The sequence below is a fragment of the Actibacterium sp. EMB200-NS6 genome, from assembly GCF_001305615.1.
Classification (GTDB): Bacteria; Pseudomonadota; Alphaproteobacteria; order Rhodobacterales; family Rhodobacteraceae; genus Actibacterium_A; species Actibacterium_A naphthalenivorans.
Genome location: NZ_CP010869.1, coordinates 1,442,230 through 1,468,602 on the forward strand (window position 1 = coordinate 1,442,230; position 26,373 = coordinate 1,468,602).

Here is a 26,373-nt window from a genome sequence, read left to right on the forward strand (position 1 = left end):
CTTTCGGAGGGTTTTCCCGCGCCGGGTCCCGTCAACGGGAAACGCCGGCGCGCACGGCCTTCTCAGAGGGCAGGAGGCCCACAATCGGGACGGCCCGGCAATGGCCGCGCTCCGGCTATTTTCCGCCACGCCCCGGCGGGGCGCTTTGCATCGCGAGGCAAAATAGCCGGGTTTGGCCATCAAGGCCCTCGCGAAAGGCTCGGGCTGCCAGGCCGTCCCGCCCGTGGGCGCGTTCCTGCCACGAAGGCCGCGTGTGGCGCGCGGCTCCCCCGAGGAAGGAACCCGCAGATGACCCTTGATCCCGAAACCGATGCCCATGAGCCGCAGCACAGCACGTCCTCGACCGCCCATGTCCTGACCGAACTCCAGCTCTACGGCTGGCGCCCCTACGAGGATGAACCCGATCCGCGCCCCTTGCCCGAGGGCGACCAGATCGCCGGTGCCGTCGCCGATATCCTCGACGCCCTTGTCGCGACGCTTGGTGACACGCGGCTCGAGCCCGATCTCGACGAACTGCTCTGGGGCGCCGTCAACCTCTTTCACCGCGCGCTGGTCCGCGCCGAGCGGCAGCTCGACGACAACGAACAGGCGCAGCGGCGGCTGCAGCGGGAGCAGGACGGCTCCGAGGTGAAATCCCTCGAACTCGAACGCCTCGTGGCCGAGGGGCAGAGCATGGTCGAACGGCGCACAGCGCTGGAACTCTTCCGTGACCTCGCCGCCGAAGGCTTCGAACATCACCTCGGCAAGCCCTGGCACCCCCGGACCGGCTCGCGCGTCAGCCATCGCAACCTGACCGCCGCGATGATCGATAGCAGGGATTTCATCGCCGCCCGTCGCCGGGCCGAGACGCAACTGCTTCTGCCCGAAGGTCCCAAGGTGGCCGTGACCGGCGGGGCGGATTTCAACGATCACCGGTTGATCTGGGCGCGGCTGGACCGCGTCCATGCCAAGCACCCGGATATGGTGCTGCTGCACGGCGGGTCACCCAAGGGCGCGGAACTCATCGCCTCCCGATGGGCCGATCACCGCAAGGTGCCGCAGGTTGCCTTCCGGCCCGACTGGACCAAGCACGGCCGCTCGGCCCCATTCAAGCGCAACGACGCGATGTTGGACGTCCTGCCAATTGGGGTCCTGGTCTTCCCGGGCACAGGGATCCAGGAGAACCTCGCCGACAAGGCGCGCAAGCTGGGCATTCCGGTCCTGAAGCATGAGGGCGGCGCGTGAGCGCTGCTTTCTTCTCGACATGCACATCATGCGGCTACCGCGTCAGACCGGACGTTCATGCCCATCGCAGCAAACTGCCGGTTCGAGCCCAAACCTACTGAATGCTGCAGGATGCACGGATGTCTGCAATCACGGAGAAACCAAAGACATTAGACCGTTTCGTGGGGTTTGAACTGGGTTTGTTTTTTGAGCTCTAGCACTGGACTATTCACAAGGACTTTTAGCCTCAATACTTCACATCGATGGTTCCAACCAGATCATAAAGAGCTGTTAAGCTTGCGTCTGAAAGCGGGGTGTCGTTCGCACGCATCATGTCGATTTCCGTTTTCTGGTTGCGGATATCGAGCTTCTTAAGTGATCGCATCCGAGAGATGTCAGGCGTGACATGAGTCAGCCTATTTCCGCTCAGGTCGATCGCATTTACATCCGCGAGCCTATGAATTCCATCTTCCACCCGGCTGATTTGATTGTCCTCAAGGTCAAGCCTCTGCAGCGATACGCAATGGTATAGTTCGGTCGGAATGGCGGTAATCTTGTTGTTTGTGATGCAGATGCCTTGGAGCAAGGGAAGTTTTGCAATTTCGGCCGGGATCTCCGTGATCCCATGGCCTTCGGTCACCAACAAGAAACGCAAATTGTTGAGATCACGAACATTCCGGGGCACTCCAGCCTGCTTGTAGAAAGTTGCATCAAAGCGCTGAAGTTGAGGCAGGTTGTGGTCATTTGCCCACTCAATGATGCGGCTGAAGTTGCGAGACGTATCTACGGCACGTTCGTTGAGGGCGCTGCTGCTACGATGCAGCTTGTTATTGATTGCTGTATAGTCGCCGCTCTTGGCAGCATCGACAAGCGCCGATGAACTCACCCCCGCCATAGAGGTGATCGTATATGACAGGTTGATGGCTTCTTGGACTTCGAATGCGACATCAAGGGGAAGCCCCATATTCCAACCGCCAGCTACATTTTCAAACCACTCCAGACATTTGGCATTCTCCATTAGTGCGCTGAACTGTTTGATCAGGGGATGTATTTCACTGTTGGATTTCGTTTTTGAAAAGGGCCACATACTTTTTTCTCACAGTAATTTTTTGAACGGGCCGAGTGGCCTGTCTCTTTTGGTTACACTTGCACAGCTGAACCCAAGGGATCGATCCGTTTGCGCTAGCTCTCTTGGCTCAAAAAATCCGCTGCCGATTGAACGACCTCTGGCTGCGGATTTGTCATCGACCAAAGTTGGTCACCGTAATCACGGCGCAAAAGGTATTCATGGATGTCGTAAAGCATCAAGCGCCGCAGCTGGCGCATGTCAGGTTCGTCGTAGGAACATAGAAACATGTTGAGCAAGGCTTCCGAGTGGGAGTATGCTGCGAAATCAACAGGGCCATTCACCTTTTGAGCGATGAATCTCGCAGGGTAGAGCGCAAGAAACTCTTTGGCTTCCGGGTAGACATCGGGGTCTTCAAATCGCGCGACATTGTCCAATTCGTTGAAGAAATGGTATTCTGAAAGTGGGTGGCGATATGGCTCATACTCGCTTCCAGCGCCCCTGAAAGTTACCCCCCAAATGCGTTGTGCGACATACCGCAAGTCGGAGAATGATTCATTGTGGGCACGGAAATCTTCAACCAGTTTTTCCCTTGTCCCGTTCCGATAGTTTTCCACGTAGGGGGATACTTCTTTGATATCGGCCTCTATCTCGCTGATCATCTCTTGATTTTGTTCTTGATCTAAGCGCAGCGCCTGCCAGAGATCGTCAAGCGCTTCTTTGTGGCGAATCTTTTTTACCAAAACTCTTGCGCGATTGAGATAAGGGGCGGGATTTGGGCAGGCCTCAATCGAAGCTGAGTAGAGCAGAAACGCATCGTGAAAATGTTCTTGGGCCGCTGCGGCAACGCCAAGGTCAAAAAGACGTTGGCCCTCGGCGTAGCCTTCCGGTGTCTGAGGAGAGGTCTTTCGAAATTTTTTAAACAACCGAGTTCTCCTGAGGAATCTACGAGTGATTTCCGTCTGTTGAAGTTACAGGGATCCAGTCAAGTGAGCTACGATCAAAATCAAGAACCGTCATCCTGCCTCCACCTGCAGGTGTAACTTCTACCCGGATACGCCCTTCTGTTTCTTTGTGAGATATCGCCTTCGCAAGCGCGTCATCAAGGCTTATGCAGCGAATGAAATCCTCGTTTTCGAAGGTAAGCAAAACGAGGTCGTGCATAGTTGTTTAGTCCTTATTGCTTATTCGTTACCGGCACTTCCGAAGCAAAACACCGATAAGAGAGCCTTACCGCTATCTTGTCATTGAACGCGGTTCCGGAGCACCCTACGCTGCTGCTCTTGTATCTGACAAGACCGTCGAACCGGCTAGCCTTAACTGCACGCCCTTCTATCTGCGCTTTCGCAAACCCTAAGAATATAACGGTTCGTTGAACGGCTTTCATTGAAGCCTACATGGGCGCAGCCGCAGCGAAAGTTCACTTTGTCCCGCACTGCCGTCCTTGGCTGGATCATGCGCGAAGGTCCGCTTCTGTATGATGCTCGGCTTGGGCAGCACATGGAATTGGGGCATAATCCAAACAGCAGAACCGGCGAAGCAGCATAGTCGCAGGCGGTGCGCACATTCGGGCAGCCTGTCGTGAACCCCACAGTCACCGACCCCTGGAGGCGTCCATGTCGCTTGTTCTTCTGGCTATTTCTCTGTCCATCGCTCTTGGCCTGCTGGCCTTTCGCTTCGCGATCTTCGCACTGCCGGTCATGGCCGGGACCGCCGCGTTCCTGCAGGTTCATGGTGGCGGTGCCGGTTTCGGCCTGTCCTTCCTTGCCGGCCTGGCGGGGGCTGCTGCATCCGTCGCGCTTGTGATCGCCATTCTCGGCTTCGCCCGAAACCCCTTCCTCCGCCTCGGGGCGCTTGGTCTCTTTGCGGTGCCCGCCGCCGTGGCGGGCTATGCGCTGGCTCATGGCGTCGCGAAACATGCGCTCGAGCCGGGTGTGATGCTGACGCTGATCTGCGGCGGCTGCGGCGCAGTCGTGGCGGTTGCGGCGATGATTAACCTCAATGCCTTGGGGCAGGGGCTTCTCGACCCGTAGACCTTGGTTGCCGTCGAACCTCTTCGTGTCGTCGCAGGGGCGGTTCCGACCCGTGCTGCGGCGGTCCTTGGGTGCGCGCAGGCCGGGGCCCAGAAACATCCCTCTCTCGTGACAGGGCCTCTGACCTGTCGACCCCTTGCATCAGGTGATGCTGCGAACGGTGCCGGATGCGCTTGGGTCTGCCCGCGGTCTCTGGCCTTCGGATACGCACAATGGTGGCAGGTATCAGGGTAGGTGAGAGGTTCATCGCCTTTGGGTGCGTGATCTGGGGTCTCTGGTTGCCATTCGCGAGGAAGATTGTTCGGTACTGCGTCCCCGTTGGCGCTCCCCCGAGAAGACCTGTCCCTCCTCCTGATTGATCCCCTAAGCCCGTCCGTCCGAGGCCAGCAACCCCGCGCGGCGGGACCCGTGTTGGCGTGTGCCACGCCTGCCCGCGCCACCGTCCCGCCTTGGGGGTCGAGCGGACGCCGGGGGCGTCCGTGCAGGCCACGTCCCGCGGTCTTTGACGGGCCTCATCGGAGGGACGGTCCCTCCGGATGAAGCAACGGAGACATACCATGCAGAACATCGTCATCCTCGCCGGCAACATCGGCCAGTCCCCCGAGACCCGCACCACCCAGGGCGGCACCTCGATCACCTCCTTCACCCTTGCCACCTCCCGCCCGCGCTATTCCGAAGGCCGGGTCGTCCGCGACGAGAACGGCTACCGCGTCCAGGACACCGAATGGCACCGCATCACCTGCTTCAACGGCCTCGGCAAAACGGTCCAGCAGTATTGCGAGAAGGGGATGAAGCTCCTGGTCCGGGGTCGCATCCACTACACCAAGTGGACCGATGCCGCCGGGGTCGACCGCTACGGCTGCGAGATCATCGCCGAGACGGTCGACTTCCTGACCAAGGCCAAGCAGACCGAGGACGAGGAGCCCTCCTTAATCGACGATGAGGAAGACCAGTCCTGACCCCGCAGTGAAACCCGGCGGCGCGAGCCGCCGGGTTTCTCCGATGGTCCTGTCCGCCCCCGATCACAATTCGTATCATTCGGCGACATCCCGCCGCGCGCCGCGGCCGGATTGGCAGTGAGTCGCGCTTCGGTCGGCTCCCACGCGATCCGGTGCCCGATACGCCCGCTGACCGCGATGATCACTGGCAAGCCCCGGGGAATGCGACTAAAATAGTCGCAGTTCTGGCATGTGTGAATGGCCGGGTGGGAGGTGATCATCATGATCACCGCCCGACAATCACGGGCCGCGCGCGCATTGCTGGGATGGACGCAGCAGGAGCTAGCCGATAAGGCCCTGGTATCACTGACCGCACTGAAAAGGCTCGAGTCCGAGAAGGATCTTCGTGTCTACGAGTCGACCGAAGATCAGGTGCGCCGGGTGTTCGAGGATGCAGGCATCACCTTTCTGCGTTCGGACAAGGGTGAAGGCGTCTTGATCGACTTGAACAAGGCGGAAAAGGCCAAGTGATCGTAGCCGGTTGACGTGGGTTTCGGTGGCGCGCCTGTACGAAAAGGCAACTTCGGGAGGGGGGTCGTTTCTGCGATCCTGTAGGGACATGGCACAGGGCGAGACGACATTTCTGGATGCGCCACCGGACAGCGACACGCTGACCGAGTATGACCGATCACACATGGTCCTATACCTCCGCCTGTTCGATGCTGCCGAGGAAGGTGCTGATTGGCGGGAAGTAGTCGAAGTCCTGTTCGGCCTTGATCCGAAAGCGGAACCCCAGCGCTGCAGGGGCGTCTATGATAGTCATCTTGCCCGAGCGCGCTGGATGACCGAACACGGCTATCGTGAACTGCTCAAGAGCGGTGGTGACGGCCCGACCGGCTGAGTCACGCCGAAACCCGCCGATACCGGCTGGCCCAGACTCCTGAAAATCAATCAGTACGTGTATAGTTTCCGGCGTTTCAGAGAAGTTGGCGAACGGGATTTGTCATGCCGTCGGATCAGTCCGGCTGGCGTTCCACGGCCGATTACGACTACGTCGAGCGCCTTGGCGCATCTGATCTGGCATGGGAATGGCTGCGCCGCAACAAGCACTACGCAAAAGACTACGCGACCCTCTCCAAGGCCGCACCGGACGACGCGTCTCTGAGGCAAGCGCTCCTCGACAAATGGGGGTTACGATTTCGCGGCCAATCCAAAGCTCCCGGCTCCAAAAGCCTGCGCGCTCTGGCATCCTCGCATCGATCCCTCGGTGGTCGTGCTGCAGAAGGTTCCGGAGGTCCTGGACAACGCGGCCTCACCGACGATCCTGCCCACAGGGACAACCAGACACGCCCAAGAAGGACTCCACCATCTTCTTGATGCCGGTGAACTGCATCGCCTGCAGCTTCTGCAAGAAGATCCTGATGCCAAGGCGCTCGTGGCGATCGTGCCGCTCGATCAAGACTCCTTTGCACGTCTCGACGCTATCTACAGGTTGCTCGCGCAGTTTCACGGCAGAGCGTTTCCTGCCGACAAGCGCCTTACCCGCCAGAAACGACTGCGCGCCAAGCGCATGTTGCAGGCATTTGACGGGCGCGTGGCCGGCGCGTCGCAGCGCGAGATCGCCGAGGTGGTCTTTCGGCTATCTCGGGTCAGCCGGGACGAGTGGCAAAGCGCGCCGGAGCGCTTCGCGGTCATGGCGTTGCTGCGCGACGCGCGGAAATTGGTTGACGGCGGGTATCGAGTGCTGCTGCGTTCGAGGAGCGTGCGTCGATGACAACCCGACAAGGGCTCCGTGGCCTCCCTCTGCGCCACGACGAAAGGTCTTTCGATAGTTTTTGTGGAACTAGCACTGATGCCACTTCTCTCTTTTGCGCCGTCAGGAAGCCCTTGCGGGCGCAATTGAGCGATACATGCGCATCGCCATGAAGGTTGGTATTTGCTGGCTAAGACGCTGTAGAGCGTCACTATGACACTGCCGGAGCCTTCTTCCGCTTCCGCAGGGACAAAGCACGTGTCCCTTTATTTTCTGCCGCGACAGCAACTGCAAGTAGTTTGAGATAGTCTTTTCGTCTGGGGGAACTCCGAGAAGATCCCCATATGCTTCTAGCACACCGAGCTTTCCATGTGATCTTTCACCGAAGGGCCACACGCCGTGGGTCTCGTAGTACGTCTGGCTGACAAAATAGTCGTGCATCGGCCCATTGAGAAAAGTCGCGAACCGGTGATTTGGAGCTTTCATAAGCCATTCAATCCAAACACCGAGGCAGCAGTCCCCATCTTTCGGGAAGATATGGCGATCCACTATCTTTGGGATGCGCCCTCCAATCTCAAATACCACCGGCTCCTGCGCTGGAAATAGCTCGGTCACTTCGGCTCTGATTGCGTAGGAATCAAAGACCCCGTTAGACGAGTCTATCGGGCCATCGCTGCCATAGACTAGGAACCGCCCCTCGAGGATGATTGAGCTATCCGTCCTCGACACGGACAGCTCCGGCTGATGCTTGGCGACTGCTTGCTGGACCTCAGAATAGAAATCGTCCGAAATTGTCACTTCGACCAAGGTTTGCCGCCACTCCCGCTTTCTTTCCGGGCGCTCACTGCCGCCTCCATCCGCGAATGCTTGTCGCTGTCCGAGAGGGCAGCCGCTGCCTGTGAGGCCAAAAACGGCGCGGCCAGTCCCGCTGCCCCGAGCGCGCTCTTCTTCTCCAAGGGGGCAGAAGCACTGTTTGCCGCTTCCTTGGTCTCTTCTTCGAAGAAGCTGTGGCGGAAGACACTCTTCCAGACTTTATTGGCATCAGTGTCCGTCGCGTCGTCGGCGTCGAGCTTGTCGAGCTCCTTGACCGACTCTTCCGCCTGATCGATCAGACGCCCGATCCGGTCGGTGTCCTTGTCATCGGAGACCTGGATTCCATTGGCGTAAACCGGGGAATACCTGGACCGGTTGGACAGCGCCCGCAGCGTCTCCCGGAAGGCCTCGTCGTCGCGGCCATCCACGGAGGTGTAGGCTTCGATGAAGAGGGCAGTGGCTACAAGGCCGCCGGGGAATTTCCGGTTCAGCCGACTTGAATGAGTCTTCGAAAAGAACTTGCCCAACCGGATGATCCGACGAAGCTGATAGCTTCCCGACGTCTCCGGGCTCTTCGCCGACACCGTCGTCTCGATCCACTTGTTCATCGCGGCAGGATCAGAACTGACCCATTCGTCGCCCGACGACAGTTCATACTTCCAACCCACTTCGGACCATTTACGGCGGAAGACAGGGAAGTCGCACTGATACCCGTCCGCGTATACGACGCGGACGCACTTCTTCTTAGTTTCTGGTTCGTTCTTCAGATTGGTCGCTTTGCGGGCGATGGCGTCCCTGACCCAGTTACGGGTCGTCCTCGGTCCGGCGGCATCGTCCTCTTCGAACACCACACCAAGATCAATGTCGTAGCGGCTCTCCTCGTCGTTCTCCGGAGGCTGCGTCATCGTCTTCTGCGCGTAACCACCCTGATTGATAGTCTCGGCAAGGGACGGTTTGTTGGTCTCTTCCAGCCCTTTCTCGATCCGCTCAAGGTTGGTTTCGCGCCGACGCCGCATATCTGCCCGCTGGCCGTTCGTCAGCCTAACTTGGTCTTGATGGAACTTGGAAATTCGCTTCGAGAAATCATACATCTTGCGCCCTCACTCTGCCGTGGGGTTAGATGTGGGGTATCCGGCCCAGCCGTTCAAGGGCCAAGACAAAGTTTCGAATCGGAGAACGAATCGTGTATCCGCTGCTACCTTGGAAATGGATTGGGGGAGGCCTCACCCTGGTCACGATGTTCGCCGTCTACGCCGACGAAGTGCAGCGATTGACCGGGGTGCCGATACCGGATCGATATGTCGTTCGCTACCTGCCTCTCGGGGTGCTGCTCATCCTCGGCGGCTTCTTCGGTCCGACCGGCTATTGGGCACCCTGGCGCATTCTTTGGCGCTTGATCCCGAAGCTGAACAACTGGTTCCCAGATCTGAATGGCGTTTGGGTGGGTAGCACGAGTTCCAACTGGCCGACCATCAAGAGGTTGGTCGAGGCGGCGCAATCCGAGGACAGGACGACGGAGCAGGAACTCCACGACCTTCCGGAGCAACAGGACGCAATGGCGGTCAGGTTCACTAACTCGCTCTTCAAATTTCAGGTTCGAGCTGGCTTGAGTTCCACCAACGGAGAGTCCTTTTCGATCACGGCAAAGCCGTGGAGGAACCAGCATACGGGTCGGATACATCTCTCATATGTTTACCGGCAGCAGACACCAAACCACGCGATCACCGATGAGGAGGCACACCTCGGGGCCGCAGACCTGGAGTTGGTCGCCGAGGACTATCGCCGTGCAGAGGGGACCTACTGGACGAAGCGCGCATGGCGGACAGGACGCAACACGGCTGGCATCTTAGAGCTCGCTATGCTCACTACGAAAGGCGACGAACACAAGTCTCTCCAGCAATACGCGCAGGAACACAGCGAAAATTTGACCAAGTAACTGGCATAGCATGCGCCGCCAGATGACAGCATTTCGGCCAATGCCGCTATCAATGTAAGCCGTATGCATGATTTGTCTGTCACGAAGGGCGGTTTTGGGCTGTTCATACTGAGCCCTGGAGCGCGCTGTTTGCAGAAGGCTGTTTGATGTGCATCGTTGCCCCCTCGGAGGAGGTGGCGAACGGCAGCTATCCTGGATTTCTACGAATGCGATGCCGCAGCGTCACAAGCAGCTATCCGCCCGACTTGCAGGGTTCTCGCGTCAGCGAACTGGCACCATAGGCATCTGAACAAGCGCAGCACGAGGACTGCCGCCGTTCAAGTCTCATGTATCGTTGCCCTCCAGAACATCTGCCATCATGTCTAGAATAGATCGTGGTGTGCGTTTTCCGCACCTCCATCTTCGCACTCCATCCCACCCGTCGCACTTCGCCATCGTGGCCCTAATCAGCCGCCAATGACCGGCGGCCTCACGGACCCCACGGAGGCCTTCCATGCGACCCGATCACGCTCCCCTGCCGCCGCGCTATCTGCGCACCAAGGAGGCCGCGCAATTTCTCAGCCTGTCGGCCCGCACTCTCGAGAAGCACCGCACCTATGGCACTGGTCCGGCGTATCACAAGCTCGGTGGGCGCGTCGTTTATTCGATCGAGGACCTCGAAGCCTGGGTCCAGCGCGGTGCCGTGACCTCGACGTCCGATCCGCGCGGAGGCCGTGTGCTGCCCGCAAAGCGCCACGTGCTGAGCGCGACCCCGCCTGCGGGTCGAGCCTTCCGCTGATAAGGTCGAGGCAGCTCCAATGTCCCGCAACGCATCAGAACGCGGCCAACTCGATCTGTTCCATGCCCTCCCGGGCGAATTCGCCGTGCGGGACGCGCAGGATCTCATGTCCTTTCCCTTCTTTTCCTTGTCCAAGAGCCATCGCACCCGGCCCATCGAGTTCGCGGCGGGCGGTGTTGAAATCCGCGTCGAGGCCGTGGCCGATCATGGGATGGCCACGATCTGGGACGCCGATATCCTGATCTGGGCGGCCAGTCAGATCGTCGAGGCGCGCGACGCCGGGCTTCGCACATCGCGGCTCATGGCGGCGACGCCTTACCAAATTCTCACCTTCATCGGTCGGGGCACTTCGGCCCGCGATTATCATCGGTTGAAGGCCGCGCTGGACCGGCTGCAATCAACGACGGTCTGCACCTCGATCCGCCAGCCCGCCGAAGGACGTCGTCACCGGTTCTCCTGGATCAACGAGTGGCAGGAACGGACCGATGCCAGCGGCCGCCCCGACGGGATCGAGCTGATCGTGCCGGACTGGTTCTACCGGGCGGTCCTCGATGACGCGCTGATCCTGACCATCGACCGCGCCTACTTCGACCTGACCGGTGGCCTCGATCGTTGGCTATACCGGCTGGTGCGCAAGCATGGCGGCCGCCAAAGGGCAGGGTGGCGGTTCGAACTCCGGCACCTTCACGTCAAATCCGGCAGCCTGTCACCCTTCAAACGGTTCGCGTTCGAACTGCGGCAGATCATCCGCCGCCAGCCCCTGCCGGGCTATCGCCTGGCGCTCGAGATCGAGGCGCGGGGGCGACGACTGCTCGCCTTCGAGCCCTGTGGACACGCTGTGGACGGGCTCGTGCCATCGGGAACCCCCGGTATCGTGCCATCGGGAACCGGACCCTCGTGCTATTGGGAACCCGGTTCAGGTTCATCCATCTCAAAAGAAGACAGAATTCGGGGCCGTAACTTAGACTCTAACTCAGAATCTAACTCTTGTTGCGCTGCCCTCGCTGGGGACAAGCCCGCACGCGGACGTACTCAATCCCTCGACACGGGCCCTCGGAATGACAGGCCCGAGCGACCTCTCGGCACGTCGAGGAGGACGACGACATGAGCCCGATCCGCTCCGAACCGCGCCACGTTGATGCACAGAGTATCGGTAGCGCAGGCGACCTGACCTTCGTCGAGCTGACCTGGAAAGAGGGCCAGATCGAACAGTGGGTCCGCTTCGGTCATCCAGTCTGCGAAGAGCGCATTGATCATCACCGGCGCCGCTTCGGCTTCGCGCCAGGCGCCGTCTTCGGGGTCAATCGTTGGGCGGCCAACGCCTATGGCACGGTCCTCTCGCGCTTCGACATCCTGAGGGCCGCACGGCCCGGAACCCCCATGCAAACGCTGCCCTATATGTGGCCGGGAGGGACCTTGCTGCTCTCCACCCATGGCTGGCCCAAGGTTGAGCGCGTGTTGCAGGCTGTCGACGCCATCAAGGCGCTCGGCATCGATCCGGCGGATGTGTCACCGGACTACTGGCGGCACCTGCACAATCGCCTGGCCGCCGCGCAACCGGGCCATGCCTATACGCGTTTCCAGCACCGGGCCTGGCTCAAGCGGCGGAGCCTCGGGCCATGAAAGCGCGGCACATCCCCGTCTGGGCGACGACCCTGTCGGTCACCCTGATCGTCCTGCCCGCCTTTGCTACCTGGTCGCCGCGCGTGCTGTGGAATGCCAGCGCGAGTATTCCCATCGGGCTCTATCGCGCTCTGCCCGCCGATGCCGTGACCATCGGCGATCTGGTGGCCGTTCAGCCGCCTCCGGCGCTTTCGGACTATCTCGAAGCGCGGGATTACCTGCCGCGCGGCGTGCCGCTGCTCAAGCATGTCGTTGCGCTTGAAGGAGCGTTAGTCTGCCGCTCGGGTGACCGGATCATCGTCGACTACGTCCTTCTTGGCCATGCCTTCGCGCAGGACCGGAACCGCCGCGACCTGCCTATCTGGCAAGGCTGTCATCGGCTAGGCGCTGGCGAAGTCTTCCTCATGAACCCGGATGCGCCGGATAGCCTCGACGGGCGGTATTTCGGCCCCTTGCCCCGTACCGCGATCACCGCCCGGCTAACGCCGCTTTGGACCGTCGACGGTGCCATCGCAGGGTCGGCGCATCCGGATCCCACACCGCACAACAACAGAAAGGAGGCACGCCATGCCCCAGATCGGTGAATTCACCCGCACGAAATCCGGTTTTGCCGGCTACGTCCGAACACTCACACTCGACCTCGAGATCACTCTGAGCAAGGCCGAGCCGACCGAAGTCGAGAACGCACCCGACTACCGCCTGTTTCACGGTGACGGCGACCTCGCCCGTGAAATCGGCGCGGCCTGGGCGCGCACCGGGGAGAAGGCCGGGGAGTATTTCTCGGTGCTGATCGACGATCCGATGCTGGCGCAACCGATCCGCGCGAACCTTTTCCGCAACGGCGAGAGCTCGGTCTGGTCGCTGCAATGGACCCGTGCGCCGAAGCGCAACGGGGCGGCGTGAGCGATGTCGCCGATCAGCCAAAAGCGCAGCAATCGGAGAACGGTTGAGCGACCCCGCATCGTTCATGTCTTCGCTGCGTTTCTTCTTTCCGGCCTTGCCGCGACGGGGCCGGTCAGCGGTCAGGCTCTCGCGGAAGCACCGACCGTTCTACGCGATCCGATGCGCGATCCCTATACGGCCGCCATTGCCGAAGCCTCTGCGCGCTTCGCGATCCCGGAGCACTGGATCCGTGCCGTAATGCAGGTCGAAAGCGCAGGCGATCCGGGCGTCGTCAGCCGGGCCGGGGCCATGGGGCTGATGCAGGTCATGCCCGGAACATGGGCCGTCTTACGGCAGGACCACGGTCTCGGCGCGGACCCGTTCGGTCCGCGCGACAACATCCTCGCGGGCACAGCCTATCTGCGCGCCATGCTTGATCGCTATGGCACCGTCGGCGGCATGCTTGCCGCCTACAATGCGGGGCCAGGGCGGTACGATGCATACCTCTCGGAGGGCCGTCCGCTGCCCGCCGAAACCCGCGCCTATGTCGCGATGCTGGCCCCGCGCATGGACGGAACGGCGCCGCTGCCGAACCGCGCAACCGTCGCCGATTGGCGAGAGGCGGCGCTGTTCACCGACAGATCGGCGGATCATCCACAACAAAATGGCGGCAGCCCGGATGCAGATCGACCGCCCCGCGAAACGGGTCCGGTCGGCCCCAATTCCGGCATTTTCGTTGTCCGGCCCGGCGTGGAGACACTGCCATGAGCGTGATCGCGGTTTTGCGGGCTCTGGCGGGCCGTGTCGTAGAGTCGGCGGCAGGGCGTGCTCGGACAGCGGGCGGGAAGGGAGATGCGCAAGATAAAAGGGCATGCCACGAATGCCGCAAGTCCCTGACAGGACTGGCGTTTTCGCGTGCATGGCGGTCGGTCGTGTGCAGGTTTCCGAGATTTTTCCTGCGATTTCAATGCTCCGGCATGCACAGGGGCGTTCCGAACAACGGGAGGGTCTTCGAATGACCGAACCCGAGCGCGAATTCCGGATCAGGCCGGGTAAGCCGCGCAGCACGCGCGCCCCGCGTCCGAAAGCCTTCGTCGACCAGGTGCTGAGGGCGGCCCACAAGGCTGGCCACGTTTCAACGCGGCCAAGCGGCAAACAGCGAAGCCATTCGAGCTTCGGGCGCGGGCAAGGCCGATTTGGTAGATCGCGGCTTTTCTCATCATCGCGCCGGGTCATGGTTGCTGCGCGCATTGCCCGCCACAAGGGCCGGGCCTTTCGCGCGGCACCGCTCTCGACCCATCTCGCCTACCTGCGTCGCGACGGGGTCAGCCGGTACGGGGAGAGGGGGCTGCTCTTCGATGCCGAAACCGACGGTCTAAACGGATCCGACTTCGCGGCTCGATGTGAGGACGACCGGCACCATTTCCGTTTCATCATCTCGCCCGAGGATGCGGCAGAGATGGAGGACGTGCGCGGCTTCACCCGCGACCTTGCGCGCCGGATGGAGGTCGATCTCGGAACGCGGCTCGACTGGGTCGCTGTCGACCACTGGAACACCGACAATCCGCATGTGCATCTGATCGTTCGCGGCGTGGATGATCGTGGCGGCGATCTCGTCATCGCGCGCGACTACATCAGCAGCGGGCTGCGGTCCCGTGCTGAGGATCTGGTCGCGCTGGAACTCGGGCCCAAGCCGGAGCACGAAATCCGGCAGGCCCTCGAACGGGAGGTCACGGCTGAACGCTGGACGCGCCTCGACCGAGAGCTGCGCCAGCATGCCGACGATCTCGGCTTCATTGATTTGCGGCCCTCAGCACCCGGACCCGAGGATTCGCAAATCCGCCGGTTGATGATCGGTCGACTTCAGCACCTTCGGAAACTCGGTCTCGCGTCGGAAGGCCGAACCGGTGAATGGATGCTGGGGCTCGAGGCGGAGCGCACGCTCCGCGATCTGGGTGAACGCGGCGACATCATCAAGACGATGCACCGGGCCTTTGCCGAGCGCGGGCAGGACCGCGGCTTCTCGGACTTCGCCATCGACGGGGGCGGGGCAAGGGACCCGATCATCGGGCGGCTGGTCACAACCGGATTGCATGACGAGCAGTCCGGCACCGCCTATGCCGTGATCGACGGCACGGACGGACGCGCGCATCATGTCCGCTTTCGCGGTCTCGACGCCTTCGATCACGCGCCTGCGCCGGGCGGCATCGTCGAGGTACGCCGCTTCGGCGGTCCGGACGATCCGCGCCCGACGCTTGTCCTGGCCAACCGCTCCGATCTCGACCTGCAAGGCCAGGTCACCGCGCCCGGCGCGACCTGGCTCGATCACCGGCTCGTCGAACGATCCCGGATGCCGCTCGCGATGGGCGGGTTCGGCGCGGAGGTGCGGGACGCGCTCGATGCCCGCGCCGTGCATCTGGCAGACGAGGGGCTGGCTCAAAGGCAGGGACAGCGGATCATCCTTCAACGAAATCTTCTCGCCACCCTGCGGCGCCGTGAACTCGATGCCGTGGGCCAGACGCTTGAGGCCGAAACAGGCCTCCAGCATCGCCCTTCGAAGACTGGCGAGCATGTGTCCGGCACCTACACCCGCCAGCTGCGCCTGTCCTCGGGCCGATACGCGATGATCGAAGGCATCGGCCCTGACGGCGGGCGCAGTTTCCAGCTCGTCCCTTGGTCCGGCGAAATCGAGCCCCGCCTCGGCCAGCACATCACAGGGATCGCGCGCAACGGAGGCGGGATCGATTGGAGCCTCGGGCGCAAGCGCGGGCTCGGCATCTGACGAAAGGACCCTGACCATGACCGCTACGAAAATCCTCTGGGGCCAGATCCTCGCCGTCTTCCTGATCGTGCTCACGACAACCTGGGGCGCGACGCAATGGGTGGCCTGGCGGCTGGGGTTTCAGGCGCAGCTGGGCAGCCCGTGGTTCGAGGCCTTCGGCATGCCGATCTACCCGCCGCCCGCCTTCTTCTGGTGGTGGTATTTCTACGACGCCTATGCGCGAACGGTGTTCTGGGAGGGCGGCGCGATCGCGGCCTCGGGTGGGTTCATCTCCATCGCCGTGGCCATCACCATGTCCGTCATCCGCGCCCGCGAGGCCGCCGATGTCGACACTTATGGCTCAGCCCGCTGGGCGAACAGGTCCGAGGTTGAGGCTGCCGGGCTGCTCGGCTCCGATGGTGTCGTGCTGGGCAAGTTGGATCACGATTACCTGCGACATGATGGGCCAGAGCATGTGCTCTGCTTCGCGCCGACCCGGTCAGGCAAGGGGGTGGGGCTCGTGGTTCCGTCGCTCCTGACCTGGCCAGGCTCCGCCATCGTCCACGACATCAAGGGCGAGAACTGGGACCTGACGGCCGGGTTCCGCGCACGCCATGGACGGGTGCTGCGCTTCGATCCGACCAGCATGACCTCTGCGGCCTACAACCCGCTGCTCAAAGTCCGCCGGGGTGAGTGGGAGGTCCGAGACGTACAGAACGTGGCCGACGTGCTGGTCGACCCCGAAGGCTCGCTGGAAAAGCGCAACCATTGGGAAAAGACCTCGCACTCACTGCTGGTTGGCGCGATCCTGCATGTGCTCTATGCCGAACGCGACAAGACCCTCGCGGGCGTCGCGGCCTTCCTGTCCGACCCGCGCCGCCCGATCGAGCAGACCCTCGAGGCCATGATGGCAGCGCACCACCTGGGCGAGGCGGGGCCGCATCCCGTGATCGCCTCCACGGCGCGGGAGCTTCTGAACAAGTCCGACAACGAACGCTCGGGCGTTCTGTCGACGGCCATGTCCTTCCTCGGCCTCTACCGTGACCCCGTCGTCGCCCATGTGACCCGGCGCTGCGACTGGCGCATTGACGATCTCATTGGCGCGGACCAACCGACGACCCTCTACCTCGTCGTGCCGCCATCGGACATATCCCGTACCAAGCCGCTGATCCGATTGGTCCTGAACCAGATCGGTCGCCGCCTGACCGAGGACCTGAAGGACACGCGTCGCCGCCATCGCGTGCTGATGATGCTGGATGAATTCCCGGCGCTCGGGCGGCTCGACTTTTTTGAAAGCGCACTGGCCTTCATGGCCGGCTACGGGATCAAGAGCTTTCTGATCGCCCAATCCTTGAACCAGATCGAGAAAGCTTACGGACAGAACAACGCCATTCTCGACAACTGCCATGTCCGGGTGAGCTTCGCGACCAATGACGAACGGACCGCCAAGCGCGTGTCGGATGCGCTCGGCACGGCAACCGAGATGAAGGCGATGCGCAATTATGCCGGGCACCGGCTGGCGCCCTGGCTGGGTCACCTCATGGTCTCGCGCTCCGAGACCGCGCGCCAGTTGCTGACCCCGGGCGAGATCATGCAGCTGCCGCCCGACGACGAGATCGTCATGGTCGCGGGGTCGCCGCCGATCCGGGCGAAGAAGGCGCGGTATTTCAAGGACCAGAGGTTTGTTGATCGCGTGGTGCCTACACCAGAACCACAGCAAGGCGATCCGGCGATACAGGATGATCCATGGTCATCACTCCCGATAATCGGAGCCGATACACCGACGGGCGCGTCGGCGCCGTCAGCCAATGCCGATGAAGCGAACGCAGGCCTGCGTCGGGAACCGGACTTGGCTGAGCATGTGGCCGTAGCCTCGGAAAAGACGGCTGAACCGGCGCGAGAATTCGAGATGATGCTCGATGACGAACCGGAAGAGGCCGCGCGGCAAAGGCAAGCCCTGCGCAAGCAGATGGGGCAGGTGGCCCGACAGGCCTCAATGGACCGAAACGATGGCATCGATCTTTGAGGACTGACCCATGCGCGACCGCCTCAACCTGTCCCTGCCAGCCGAACTCATCGGCCGGATCAACGACATCGCCGACCGTAAACGGGTGACCCGTTCCGCCATCGTGGAGGCCGCGGTCGAATCCTTCCTGTCTCCCGATCATGCCGACATGCAGGAGGCCGCCCTGACGCGCCGCCTCGACCGCCTCTCACGGCATGTCGCCCGTCTCGAACGTGATCAGCGGATCACGACCGAGACCCTCGCGCTCTTCGTCCGCTTCTGGCTCACCATCACGCCGCCGGTCGCGCCGGAGCAGCAGGCTGCTGCACAGGCCAAAGGGCGCGAACGGTTTGATGGCTTCGTCGAGACGCTGGGCAAGCGGGTGCAGAAGGGAAGGTGGTTTGCAGATGAGCTCACTGGGGATCATGATCTGAATGGTGGAACCCAACCAACGGACTGATGCACAAACCCGGTGCCCATACGCTCAGAAAAATCGCAGTAACGAAAATACTGCAAGCATACTTTGACTTCGCGAGATCTCGTTGCTATCTCTGTACGTATGATACAGAGCTTTCAAGAATCAAGGCTTGGCAGGGTTTGCGACCTGAGTACGGGCTATACAGCCAGAGGGCGCATGGATGTTGCTGAAGCTGGCGGCACTCTCGCCATTCAGATGCGCGACGTTCATGCCGATGTCGATCTCACGGCCGATAAGCTCCTGAGGTATGTGCTCGATGACTTGCCAGAGCGCTACATGGTACGCGGCGGCGAAGTCATCTTCAGATCACGTGGTGCACCCAACGCAGCTGCCGTCGTGAGTCACAAGCTTACTGAGCCAGTGGCGATCACCTTGCCGCTCGTCATCCTGCGTCCCAAAGTCGAATTTGTGCTGCCGGATTACCTCGCTTGGGTGATCAACCAGCCTCAAGCGCAGCGGTACTTCGATTCAGAGGCGCAGGGCACAAACATGCGCATGATTCCGAAAGCCGTGCTCGAGCAACTGGAGGTTCCATTGCCGGACCTCCAAACCCAATCCCTTATCGTTTCGGTCCACAAGCTGGCGAAGCGCGAGGGATCACTGCTTCGCGATCTGGCCGACCGCCGCGAACAATTGTCCTCCATCATTCTTGCTGAGCGCGCGCGCGATGCTCGTCAAAAGGAACTCGTCCAATGACTGATCAGGTTACCCAGCAGCAAATCAACCAGACCGCCTGGGCGGCTTGCGACACCTTCCGGGGCGCCGTCGATGCCGGTCAGTACAAGGACTACATCCTCGTGATGTTGTTCCTGAAGTACATTTCGGACCTCTGGAATGATCATATCGAGACCTACCGCAAGCAATACGGGGACGATGATGCGCGCATCCGTCGGCGGTTGGAACGTGAACGCTTCATCCTGCCCGAGGGTGCCAGCTTCTACGATCTCTATGCGCAGCGAAACGAGCCCAACATCGGCGAGCTGATCAATATCGCGCTTGAAAAGATCGAAGACGCGAACCGCGCGAAGCTCGAGGGCGTCTTCCGCAATATCGACTTCAATTCCGAGGCCAATCTCGGCCGCCCGAAGGATCGCAACCGCCGCCTCAAGAACATGCTTGAGGACTTTGCCAAGCCCGCCCTCGACCTGCGCCCGTCGCGGGTGACCGAGGACATCATCGGCGAGTGCTACATCTACCTGATTTCCCGCTTCGCCTCGGACGCCGGTAAGAAGGCGGGCGAATTCTATACCCCGACCGCTGTTTCCGGTCTGCTGGCCAAGCTGGCCGCGCCTCAGCCCGGCGATACCATTTGCGATCCGGCATGTGGGTCGGGCTCTCTGCTTATTCAGGCATCACAGGAAGTCGGGTCCGAAAACTTCGCCCTCTACGGGCAGGAGGTGAACGGCGCGACTTGGGCACTGGCCCGCATGAACATGTTCTTGCACGCCAAGGACGCGGCCCGCATCGAATGGTGCGACACGCTGAACAGCCCGACGCTGGTTGAGGGCGATCACCTCATGCGTTTCGATGTGGTGCTCGCGAATCCGCCTTTCTCGCTCGACAAGTGGGGTGCGGAGGATGCGGACAGCGATCAGTACAAGCGCTTCTGGCGCGGTGTGCCGCCCAAGTCCAAGGGCGACTACGCCTTCATCACCCACATGATCGAGATCGCCAAGCGGCAGTCCGGACGCGTCGCGGTGATCGTCCCGCATGGCGTGCTGTTCCGGGGCGGGGCCGAGGGGCGCATCCGCCAGCAGCTGATCGAGGAGAACCTGCTCGACGCCGTCGTCGGCCTGCCCGCCAACCTGTTCACCACCACGGGGATCCCGGTTGCCATCCTGATCTTCGACCGCTCGCGCGAGGAAGACGGCGCGAACGCGGACCGGCGCGATGTGCTGTTCATCGACGCCAGCAAGGAGTTCACGCCGGGCAAGACCCAGAACGTGATGGACGAGGCACACGTGGCCAAGGTGCTGGAGACCTACGCCACCCGCGCCGAGGTCGAGCGGTATTCGCATCGGGCGAGCCCAGAGGAGATCGCCGAGAACGGCTACAACCTCAACATCCCCCGCTATGTCGACACCTTCGAGCCCGAGGAGGAGATCGACGTCGTCGCCGTGCAGAAGGACATCCTGCGGATCGAGGCCGAACTGGCGGATGTGCGGGCGAAGATGGCCGGGTACCTGAAGGAGCTCGGCGTTGATGCTTGAGGGATGGCAACACCTTTCCCTGATAGAGCTGACCAAAGAAAAGGGCCTACAAATCGGTCCGTTCGGCAGCCAGCTCAAAGCAGAGGAATACACTGAAGACCCTGATGGGGTTCCTGTGGTTATGCCTCGCGATATCTTGGCAGGAAGAATTGTTTCGACGCAGATAAATCGTGTTCCGAAGACCAAGGCTGAAAAGCTGAAGAAGCACAAACTTGAAACGGGCGACATCTTGTTCCCACGCCGAGGTGACTTGAGCCGCATTGCACTGGTTGACGATGAGCAAGGTGGATGGTTGTGCGGTACAGGTTGCTTGAGAGCCCGCCTGACATCCGGAACTGACCCGAAATTTCTAATCACGTATTTGAATCAAAAGGCTGTAATTGACTGGCTAGAGGCCAATGCCGTTGGCCAAACGATGCTCAATTTGAATACTGAGATCATTTCTGACCTTCCGGTTCTGGCACCACCACTTCCCGAACAGCGCAAGATCGCCGAGATCCTGCAGACCTGGGACGAGGCGCTCGAAAAGCTCACCGCCCTCCGCGCTGCAAAGGACAAGCGCCTGGGTGCCCTTCGCTACGCGATGCTTTTCGGCGAACTGCGCCTCGACGACCAGCGCCGCAATTGGGTGCCGACACGCCTTGCATCTATCACCCATGAGTTGACCGCCCGAAATGGGGCAAAGGGGCTTGGACGCGACTACGTGATGGGCGTCACCAAGGCCCAAGGTGTCGTGCCCATGCGTGAGCAGACCATCGCCGGTGACATCAGCCGCTACAAACGCCTTCCCCCGCGCGCTTTCGCCTACAACCCGATGCGCATCAACGTCGGCTCCATCGCGATGAACGTGCGCGACGAGGAAGTCCTTGTCAGCCCTGACTACGTCGTCTTCGCCTGTAATGCCGACGGCCTCGATCCCGATTACCTCGATCATCTGCGCAAGACGTCCTGGTGGACCCATTACATCAACAGCGGCGGCTCCGGCAGTGTGCGACAGCGGACCTACTACGACGACCTCGCCGCGCTGAAGCTGCCCCTGCCGGAACTGGACGAGCAGAAGGCTATCGCCACCGTCCTGAACACAGCGCGAGACGACCTCGCCGCAACTGAGCGCGAAATCGACGCGGTCACCCGCCAGAAGCGCGGCCTGATGCAGAAGCTGCTGACAGGCGAATGGCGCGTTCCGCTCGACCACACCGAAATCTCAGCAACCACCGAGGAGGCCGAACATGCCGGATAAGAAGAACTATTGGACCCAGCAGCGCCCGGACGGGAAGTGGGAATCCAAACGCGAAGGCGCGACGCGCGCCAGTAAGGTCACCGATACCCAGTCCGATGCCTGGGCCCATTCGCGCGAGAAGGCGACTGAGACCAAAGGAGAAGCCTTCCTGAAGGGCCGTGACGGGAAAATCCGTGAGAGGAACACCTATGGCAAGGACCCGTATCCGCCGAAGGGCTGACGCCAGCCGCTAGGAATTTGAAGAAGCAATTTGCCGAAGGAGGGCATAGACGATGGACGAGCCGAAACGGACGGCACTGATTTACGATTTCGACGGAACGCTCGCCCGCGGCAATTTGCAGGAGACGAGCTTCATTCCGAACATCGGCATGACCAAGGAAGATTTCTGGGCAGAGGTGAAGGCGCGCACGCGGGATCACGATGCCGATGAAATCCTCGTCTATATGCATCTGATGCTCGACAAGGCGCGCGAGCAAGGCGTTCAAGTTACGGTTGAAGACCTGAGACGAAATGGTGAGGAAGCCCCGCTGTTCCCCGGGCTCGCGGACAAATCGTGGTTTGACCGTATCAACGCGCATGCTAGCGAGCGCGGGCTGGTTCTCGAGCATTTCATTGTCTCGTCCGGCATCCACGAGATGATTGAGGGCTGCGCGATCCGCGATGCTTTCCGTCAGGTATTCGCTTCAAAGTTCATCTACGTCGACGGCGTGGCGGCGTGGCCGGGGGTCGGCATCAATTACACCACCAAGACCCAGTACCTGTTCCGGATCAACAAGGGCATCGACAACCACTGGGACAATGTCTCCATCAACAGCTACATGCCCGAAGACGAACGCCCGATACCATTCGAGCGGATGATCTTCCTAGGAGACGGCGACACCGACATTCCGACAATGAAAATGCTTACCCACAAGGGTGGGCATTCGGTCGCCGTATACGATCCGGACAGGACGGATCGCGATCTCAAGAAGATTCACAAGCTGATCTCGGACGGTCGCGTCGAATTCGTAGCTCCAGCTGACTACGAGGAAAATTCGCAAATCGACATCATCGTGAAGGGCATTCTCGGTCGGATTGCGCGAGAGCACGGATACAGGCCGAAATCATGACCTTCGACGCCGCCGAGAAACATCAGTCCCAGGTTCCGGCGCTGCAGCTTCTGGTGGCGCTCGGATTCACTCCGCTCTCGCAGGAAGAGGCGCTTCGTCTGCGCGGCGGTCGGCTGCGGAACGTGGTTCTGGACGATATCCTTGCCGAGCAGCTTATGCGCATCAACCGCTTCACGCATCGGGGCCGTGAGTACGGATTTGACCTCGAGGACGCGCACGAGGCGATGCGGCGGCTCAAACCCACGCCGGACCGTCTCAAGGGGCTTCGTGGGACGAACCAGGACATCTACGACACGCTCGTCCTCGGGACGACGATCACGAAGTCCATCGACGGCGATTCAAAGAGCTACTCATTTCGGTACATCGACTGGGACCAGCCTGAGAACAACGTCTTCCACGTGACTGCCGAGTTTTCGGTGGAGAGGACCGCGTCCAGCCAGACCAAGCGTTGCGACATCGTTGCCTTCGTGAATGGTGTTCCAATCCTGGTGATCGAAAACAAGCGGCCGACCGAAAGCCTGAAGAAGGCGGACAGCCAACTGATTGGCTACCAGAACGAAGACAATATCCCGCAGCTCTTCCACTTCGCCCAGCTGCTAGTCTCTATGAACCGCAACAGCGCGCGCTATGCGACGGTCGGGACCAAATCGAAATTCTGGGCCGAGTGGCGCGACGAGGAAGACGCCGACGAGGCCATCGCGCCTTTCGTCAACCGCGTCCTTGCGGCGGCGGAAAAAGACTCGATTTTTTCTGGCGACTTCGTCGACGCGCGCGTCTACTTCGACTCAATGGAGGCAGAGGGCGACCGCGCGGTCACGGTTCAAGACCGGACGGTGTACGCGCTGTGCCGACCCGCGCGGCTGCTTGATCTCATCCGCCGCTTCACGGTATTCGATGGCGGCGTTCGCAAGGTCGCGCGCCACCAGCAGTTCTTCGGAATCCGCCGCGCGGTCGAGACGGTCAAGCAGCACGACGTCAGCGGCGCCCGCAAAGGCGGCGTGATATGGCATACACAGGGCTCAGGCAAGTCGCTGACGATGGTGATGCTGGGGCGTTCACTCGCGCTCGAGCGCAGCATCGAGAACCCGCGCATTATCATCGTCACGGACCGAGATGATCTCGACAAGCAGATCAAGGACACCTTCAAGTCCTGCGATCTTGAGCCGGCCCGCGCAACGAGTGGGTCGCACCTTCTCGAGCTCGTCCAAAACAAGACTCCGCTGATCACCACGATCATCAACAAGTTCGACACGGCGCTGAAGAACAGCAAGCTGGCGGACGATGATCCCAACATCTTCGTGCTGGTGGACGAGAGCCACAGGACGCAGACGGGGCGCTACGGCGGCCACAGCCAGTTCGCCGCCAAAATGCGCCGCCTCCTGCCCAAAGCCTGCTACCTCGGTTTCACCGGCACGCCCCTGCTGAAGAAGGAGAAGAACACGCTGTCGACCTTCGGACGGCTGATCCACCGCTACGCCATCGACGAGGCAGTTGCCGACGGTGCCGTCGTGCCGCTGCTATACGAAGGACGGCTTGTCGAGCAGCAGGTTTCGGGCGCCGTAATCGACCGCTGGTTCGAGAAGATCAGCGAGGGCCTCACCGAAAACCAGAAGCGCGATCTGAAGCGGAAGTTCTCTCGGATGGACGCTTTGGCCAAGACCGACCAGGCCATTCGAGCCAAGGCTTTCGACATCTCCGAGCACTATCGCCAGCACTGGCAGGGCACTGGCTTCAAGGCACAACTCGTTGCCCCCTCGAAGGCGGCCGCCGTCCGCTTCAAGGAAGTACTCGACGAGATCGGCCACGTCTCGAGTGCGATCGTCATCTCGCCGCCGGATGAGAACGAGGGCAACGAGGAGGTCGACCAAGAGTCCAAGGACCTCGTGCGCCGCTTCTGGTCGCAGATGATGGCACGGCACAAGACCGAAGAGGACTACAACCGCCAGATCATCGATGCATTCAAAGGTTCCGGCGATCCGGAGATCCTGATCGTCGTTTCCAAGCTGCTCACCGGCTTCGACGCGCCCCGTAACACGGTCCTTTACGTCTGCAAGTCCCTGAAGGAACATAACCTCCTGCAGGCGATTGCGCGCGTAAACCGCCTCTACGAGTACGGTGGCACGGAGAAGCAGTTCGGCTTCATCATCGAGTACGAAGGGCTGCTAGGCGAGCTCGACAGCGCCCTGACGACCTATAGCGCATTCGAGGGGTACGAGGCGGCGGACCTCGCCGAGACGGTGCATGACGTTCGCGAGGAGATCCGCAAGCTGCCCCAGCTGCACGATCAGCTCTGGGACCTGTTCAAGCCGGTCAGGAACAAGAAGGACATGGAGCAGTTCGAGCAGCACCTTGCCGACGAGTCGCTTCGCCATGAGTTCTACGCGCGCCTCAAGGCTTTCAGCCGATGCCTGCACATATCGCTCTCGTCGGACAAGCTGTTCGATGTCTTCGACGAGGCCAAGATCGATGCTCTGAAACGCGACTGGAAACAGTTCTCCGAACTCAAGCGCTCGGTCCAGCTCCGCTACCAGGAGACGGTCGATGTCCGCGAGTTCGAGCCGAAGATCCAGAAGCTGCTTGATGACCATGTCGTGGCGATGCCTGCCGAGACCATCATCGAGGTGGTGAACATCAACGATCCTGATGCGCTGAAGGCGGTCGTCGAGGAGACGGGCGTCTCAGAAGCCTCGAGGGCGGACCGCATCGCCAGCGCCACCCGGCGGGCAATCACCGAGAAGATGGATGAGGACCCGACGTTCTACAAACAGTTCTCCGAGCTGCTCGAAGAGACCATTCGCGCCTATCGCGAGAAGCGGCTCTCCGAGCGCGAGTACCTGAACAGCGTCGTGGACCTCGCGAGCAAGGTGGCACGCAAGGATCGGGGCCGAGATGTTCCCGAAAGCATCCGGGGCGATGAGGATGCACAGGCGTTCTTCGGCGTCCTGGAAGGTCAGCTCAAGATCAAGGACGATGAGCCGGTGTCCGGCGACGAAGCAGCATCCATCGCCCTGGAGATCATCGACATCATCAAGTCCCAACTGATCGTCGACATCTGGTCGAACGAAGTGGCCCAGAACAAACTGCGCAATGCTATCGATGACTACTTCTTCGACGTTCTGCGTGACGAGAGGGGCGTCGACCTGCCCGTGCAGGTGCTCGACGATCTCGAACTCAAGATCATGGATCTTGCTCGGGCCCGGTTCGCGGTATGACGCGGGAACTGCACTGCCTGCAGTACGGCGAGCAGGAGATCCGGTACGAGATCGTCCGCCGTCCGAGGAAGACGCTAGAGATCGCTGTCGAGCCGGATGCTTCGGTGGTGATCGCGGCCCCGGAGGACGCGACGCTCGACGCCATAGAAGCCAAGCTGCGGAAGCGCGCGGCATGGGTGACGCGGCAGCAGCGGTACTTCGCCCAGTTCCTTCCAAGAACACCGGAGCGCAGGTTTGTCGCCGGTGAGACCCATCTCTACCTCGGGCGCCAGTATCGGCTGAAAGTCGTCCCGCATGGTAAGCATCCGCCGAGGGCCGTCTGACCGACCCACC

General features: G+C 61.2%; 28 protein-coding genes. 24 read left to right on the top strand and 4 right to left on the bottom strand.

The window, feature by feature from the left end; genetic code table 11:
* Positions 1–288 precede the first annotated feature (288 nt).
* Entirely contained in the window at positions 289–1,224 is a 936-nt protein-coding gene (locus TQ29_RS07060) for a DUF2493 domain-containing protein (protein ID WP_054538586.1), read from the top strand.
* Positions 1,225–1,450: 226 nt separating this feature from the next.
* Here TQ29_RS07060 and TQ29_RS07065 read toward each other — a convergent pair whose 3' ends face one another.
* Both TQ29_RS07065 and TQ29_RS07070 read right to left on the bottom strand, forming a co-directional pair.
* A complete protein-coding gene (locus tag TQ29_RS07065; protein ID WP_054538587.1) occupies positions 1,451–2,290 on the bottom strand; it encodes a leucine-rich repeat domain-containing protein in 840 nt (279 codons plus the stop codon).
* Between the two features lie 95 nt (positions 2,291–2,385).
* The gene (locus TQ29_RS07070) at positions 2,386–3,195 is read right to left on the bottom strand and encodes a hypothetical protein (protein ID WP_157445539.1); all 810 of its coding nucleotides are present in this window, start codon (positions 3,193–3,195) and stop codon (positions 2,386–2,388) included.
* 690 nt (positions 3,196–3,885) lie between these two features.
* Here TQ29_RS07070 and TQ29_RS07075 point away from each other — a divergent pair.
* The 6 genes from TQ29_RS07075 (at position 3,886) to TQ29_RS07095 (ending at position 7,014) form a co-directional block, all read left to right on the top strand.
* On the top strand, positions 3,886–4,302 hold the full coding sequence (locus tag TQ29_RS07075) for a hypothetical protein (RefSeq protein ID WP_054538589.1): 417 nt from the start codon (positions 3,886–3,888) through the stop codon (positions 4,300–4,302).
* Positions 4,303–4,859: 557 nt separating this feature from the next.
* Entirely contained in the window at positions 4,860–5,261 is a 402-nt protein-coding gene (locus TQ29_RS07080) for a single-stranded DNA-binding protein (protein WP_054538590.1), read from the top strand.
* 261 nt (positions 5,262–5,522) lie between these two features.
* A complete protein-coding gene (locus tag TQ29_RS07085) occupies positions 5,523–5,771 on the top strand; it encodes a helix-turn-helix domain-containing protein (protein WP_054540357.1) in 249 nt (82 codons plus the stop codon).
* A gap of 88 nt (positions 5,772–5,859) precedes the next feature.
* On the top strand, positions 5,860–6,141 hold the full coding sequence (locus TQ29_RS07090; RefSeq protein WP_054538591.1) for a DNA -binding domain-containing protein: 282 nt from the start codon (positions 5,860–5,862) through the stop codon (positions 6,139–6,141).
* Between the two features lie 104 nt (positions 6,142–6,245).
* Complete coding sequence (locus TQ29_RS21285) at positions 6,246–6,617, top strand: transcriptional regulator domain-containing protein (RefSeq protein WP_369817377.1); 372 nt, start codon at positions 6,246–6,248, stop codon at positions 6,615–6,617.
* On the top strand, positions 6,508–7,014 hold the full coding sequence (locus tag TQ29_RS07095; RefSeq protein WP_162231817.1) for a DUF2285 domain-containing protein: 507 nt from the start codon (positions 6,508–6,510) through the stop codon (positions 7,012–7,014). The genes TQ29_RS21285 and TQ29_RS07095 overlap by 110 nt, the downstream gene beginning before the upstream one ends.
* Positions 7,015–7,116: 102 nt before the next feature.
* Here the strand turns inward: TQ29_RS07095 and TQ29_RS07100 are convergent, their stop codons facing one another.
* Together TQ29_RS07100 and TQ29_RS07105 are read right to left on the bottom strand one after the other, a co-directional pair.
* Entirely contained in the window at positions 7,117–7,791 is a 675-nt protein-coding gene (locus TQ29_RS07100) for an SEC-C metal-binding domain-containing protein (RefSeq protein WP_054538592.1), read from the bottom strand.
* Complete coding sequence (locus tag TQ29_RS07105; RefSeq protein ID WP_054538593.1) at positions 7,788–8,897, bottom strand: cyclic GMP-AMP synthase DncV-like nucleotidyltransferase; 1,110 nt, start codon at positions 8,895–8,897, stop codon at positions 7,788–7,790. Before TQ29_RS07105 ends, TQ29_RS07100 begins: the two co-directional genes overlap by 4 nt.
* 92 nt (positions 8,898–8,989) lie before the next feature.
* Between TQ29_RS07105 and TQ29_RS07110 the strand changes: the two genes are divergently transcribed.
* The 17 genes from TQ29_RS07110 to TQ29_RS07190 all read left to right on the top strand — a co-directional run bounded on the left by TQ29_RS07110 (position 8,990) and on the right by TQ29_RS07190 (position 26,363).
* On the top strand, positions 8,990–9,742 hold the full coding sequence (locus tag TQ29_RS07110) for a hypothetical protein (RefSeq protein ID WP_054538594.1): 753 nt from the start codon (positions 8,990–8,992) through the stop codon (positions 9,740–9,742).
* Between the two features lie 493 nt (positions 9,743–10,235).
* On the top strand, positions 10,236–10,520 hold the full coding sequence (locus TQ29_RS07115; protein WP_054538595.1) for an AlpA family transcriptional regulator: 285 nt from the start codon (positions 10,236–10,238) through the stop codon (positions 10,518–10,520).
* A 19-nt stretch (positions 10,521–10,539) separates the two neighbouring features.
* The gene (locus tag TQ29_RS07120; RefSeq protein ID WP_082386566.1) at positions 10,540–11,628 is read left to right on the top strand and encodes a replication initiator protein A; all 1,089 of its coding nucleotides are present in this window, start codon (positions 10,540–10,542) and stop codon (positions 11,626–11,628) included.
* Positions 11,625–12,143, top strand: coding sequence for a DUF2840 domain-containing protein (locus TQ29_RS07125; protein WP_082386567.1), 519 nt, complete (start codon positions 11,625–11,627; stop codon positions 12,141–12,143). The genes TQ29_RS07120 and TQ29_RS07125 overlap by 4 nt, the downstream gene beginning before the upstream one ends.
* On the top strand, positions 12,140–12,727 hold the full coding sequence (locus tag TQ29_RS07130) for a S26 family signal peptidase (RefSeq protein ID WP_082386568.1): 588 nt from the start codon (positions 12,140–12,142) through the stop codon (positions 12,725–12,727). Before TQ29_RS07125 ends, TQ29_RS07130 begins: the two co-directional genes overlap by 4 nt.
* Positions 12,711–13,046: a DUF736 domain-containing protein gene (locus tag TQ29_RS07135; RefSeq protein WP_054538596.1), complete on the top strand. Its 336-nt coding sequence runs from the start codon at positions 12,711–12,713 to the stop codon at positions 13,044–13,046. Before TQ29_RS07130 ends, TQ29_RS07135 begins: the two co-directional genes overlap by 17 nt.
* 159 nt (positions 13,047–13,205) lie before the next feature.
* The gene (locus tag TQ29_RS07140) at positions 13,206–13,793 is read left to right on the top strand and encodes a lytic transglycosylase domain-containing protein (RefSeq protein WP_235974388.1); all 588 of its coding nucleotides are present in this window, start codon (positions 13,206–13,208) and stop codon (positions 13,791–13,793) included.
* Between the two features lie 247 nt (positions 13,794–14,040).
* Entirely contained in the window at positions 14,041–15,807 is a 1,767-nt protein-coding gene (locus tag TQ29_RS07145; RefSeq protein ID WP_054538598.1) for a DUF3363 domain-containing protein, read from the top strand.
* A gap of 16 nt (positions 15,808–15,823) precedes the next feature.
* Entirely contained in the window at positions 15,824–17,812 is a 1,989-nt protein-coding gene (locus TQ29_RS07150) for a conjugal transfer protein TraG (protein WP_054538599.1), read from the top strand.
* A 10-nt stretch (positions 17,813–17,822) separates the two neighbouring features.
* The gene (locus tag TQ29_RS07155; protein WP_054538600.1) at positions 17,823–18,251 is read left to right on the top strand and encodes a ribbon-helix-helix protein, CopG family; all 429 of its coding nucleotides are present in this window, start codon (positions 17,823–17,825) and stop codon (positions 18,249–18,251) included.
* A 174-nt stretch (positions 18,252–18,425) separates the two neighbouring features.
* Positions 18,426–18,965 carry a restriction endonuclease subunit S gene (locus TQ29_RS07160; protein WP_235974387.1) on the top strand — a complete coding sequence of 180 codons (540 nt, stop codon included), beginning with the start codon at positions 18,426–18,428 and terminating at the stop codon, positions 18,963–18,965.
* Positions 18,962–20,479, top strand: coding sequence for a type I restriction-modification system subunit M (locus TQ29_RS07165; RefSeq protein ID WP_054538602.1), 1,518 nt, complete (start codon positions 18,962–18,964; stop codon positions 20,477–20,479). Before TQ29_RS07160 ends, TQ29_RS07165 begins: the two co-directional genes overlap by 4 nt.
* Complete coding sequence (locus TQ29_RS07170) at positions 20,472–21,719, top strand: restriction endonuclease subunit S (protein WP_082386569.1); 1,248 nt, start codon at positions 20,472–20,474, stop codon at positions 21,717–21,719. The genes TQ29_RS07165 and TQ29_RS07170 overlap by 8 nt, the downstream gene beginning before the upstream one ends.
* Positions 21,709–21,939, top strand: coding sequence for a DUF2188 domain-containing protein (locus tag TQ29_RS07175; RefSeq protein ID WP_054538604.1), 231 nt, complete (start codon positions 21,709–21,711; stop codon positions 21,937–21,939). Before TQ29_RS07170 ends, TQ29_RS07175 begins: the two co-directional genes overlap by 11 nt.
* Before the next feature lie 52 nt (positions 21,940–21,991).
* The gene (locus TQ29_RS07180; RefSeq protein ID WP_054538605.1) at positions 21,992–22,828 is read left to right on the top strand and encodes an HAD family hydrolase; all 837 of its coding nucleotides are present in this window, start codon (positions 21,992–21,994) and stop codon (positions 22,826–22,828) included.
* Complete coding sequence (locus TQ29_RS07185) at positions 22,825–26,040, top strand: type I restriction endonuclease subunit R (RefSeq protein ID WP_054538606.1); 3,216 nt, start codon at positions 22,825–22,827, stop codon at positions 26,038–26,040. Before TQ29_RS07180 ends, TQ29_RS07185 begins: the two co-directional genes overlap by 4 nt.
* Positions 26,037–26,363: a YgjP-like metallopeptidase domain-containing protein gene (locus TQ29_RS07190; protein ID WP_235974386.1), complete on the top strand. Its 327-nt coding sequence runs from the start codon at positions 26,037–26,039 to the stop codon at positions 26,361–26,363. The genes TQ29_RS07185 and TQ29_RS07190 overlap by 4 nt, the downstream gene beginning before the upstream one ends.
* Positions 26,364–26,373: the final 10 nt, after the last annotated feature.

Coding starts and splice junctions, on each gene's coding strand:
- TQ29_RS07140 (WP_235974388.1), top strand. CDS start 13,206: ATGCGCGATCCCTATACGGCCGCCATTGCCGAAGCCTCTGCGCGCTTC.
- TQ29_RS07155 (WP_054538600.1), top strand. CDS start 17,823: ATGCGCGACCGCCTCAACCTGTCCCTGCCAGCCGAACTCATCGGCCGG.
- TQ29_RS07060 (WP_054538586.1), top strand. CDS start 289: ATGACCCTTGATCCCGAAACCGATGCCCATGAGCCGCAGCACAGCACG.
- TQ29_RS07150 (WP_054538599.1), top strand. CDS start 15,824: ATGACCGCTACGAAAATCCTCTGGGGCCAGATCCTCGCCGTCTTCCTG.
- TQ29_RS07085 (WP_054540357.1), top strand. CDS start 5,523: ATGATCACCGCCCGACAATCACGGGCCGCGCGCGCATTGCTGGGATGG.
- TQ29_RS07135 (WP_054538596.1), top strand. CDS start 12,711: ATGCCCCAGATCGGTGAATTCACCCGCACGAAATCCGGTTTTGCCGGC.
- TQ29_RS07075 (WP_054538589.1), top strand. CDS start 3,886: ATGTCGCTTGTTCTTCTGGCTATTTCTCTGTCCATCGCTCTTGGCCTG.
- TQ29_RS07125 (WP_082386567.1), top strand. CDS start 11,625: ATGAGCCCGATCCGCTCCGAACCGCGCCACGTTGATGCACAGAGTATC.
- TQ29_RS07080 (WP_054538590.1), top strand. CDS start 4,860: ATGCAGAACATCGTCATCCTCGCCGGCAACATCGGCCAGTCCCCCGAG.
- TQ29_RS07105 (WP_054538593.1), bottom strand. CDS start 8,897: ATGTATGATTTCTCGAAGCGAATTTCCAAGTTCCATCAAGACCAAGTT.
- TQ29_RS07165 (WP_054538602.1), top strand. CDS start 18,962: ATGACTGATCAGGTTACCCAGCAGCAAATCAACCAGACCGCCTGGGCG.
- TQ29_RS07145 (WP_054538598.1), top strand. CDS start 14,041: ATGACCGAACCCGAGCGCGAATTCCGGATCAGGCCGGGTAAGCCGCGC.
- TQ29_RS07115 (WP_054538595.1), top strand. CDS start 10,236: ATGCGACCCGATCACGCTCCCCTGCCGCCGCGCTATCTGCGCACCAAG.
- TQ29_RS21285 (WP_369817377.1), top strand. CDS start 6,246: ATGCCGTCGGATCAGTCCGGCTGGCGTTCCACGGCCGATTACGACTAC.
- TQ29_RS07090 (WP_054538591.1), top strand. CDS start 5,860: ATGGCACAGGGCGAGACGACATTTCTGGATGCGCCACCGGACAGCGAC.
- TQ29_RS07175 (WP_054538604.1), top strand. CDS start 21,709: ATGCCGGATAAGAAGAACTATTGGACCCAGCAGCGCCCGGACGGGAAG.
- TQ29_RS07065 (WP_054538587.1), bottom strand. CDS start 2,290: ATGTGGCCCTTTTCAAAAACGAAATCCAACAGTGAAATACATCCCCTG.
- TQ29_RS07160 (WP_235974387.1), top strand. CDS start 18,426: ATGGATGTTGCTGAAGCTGGCGGCACTCTCGCCATTCAGATGCGCGAC.
- TQ29_RS07185 (WP_054538606.1), top strand. CDS start 22,825: ATGACCTTCGACGCCGCCGAGAAACATCAGTCCCAGGTTCCGGCGCTG.
- TQ29_RS07170 (WP_082386569.1), top strand. CDS start 20,472: ATGCTTGAGGGATGGCAACACCTTTCCCTGATAGAGCTGACCAAAGAA.
- TQ29_RS07190 (WP_235974386.1), top strand. CDS start 26,037: ATGACGCGGGAACTGCACTGCCTGCAGTACGGCGAGCAGGAGATCCGG.
- TQ29_RS07120 (WP_082386566.1), top strand. CDS start 10,540: ATGTCCCGCAACGCATCAGAACGCGGCCAACTCGATCTGTTCCATGCC.
- TQ29_RS07130 (WP_082386568.1), top strand. CDS start 12,140: ATGAAAGCGCGGCACATCCCCGTCTGGGCGACGACCCTGTCGGTCACC.
- TQ29_RS07180 (WP_054538605.1), top strand. CDS start 21,992: ATGGACGAGCCGAAACGGACGGCACTGATTTACGATTTCGACGGAACG.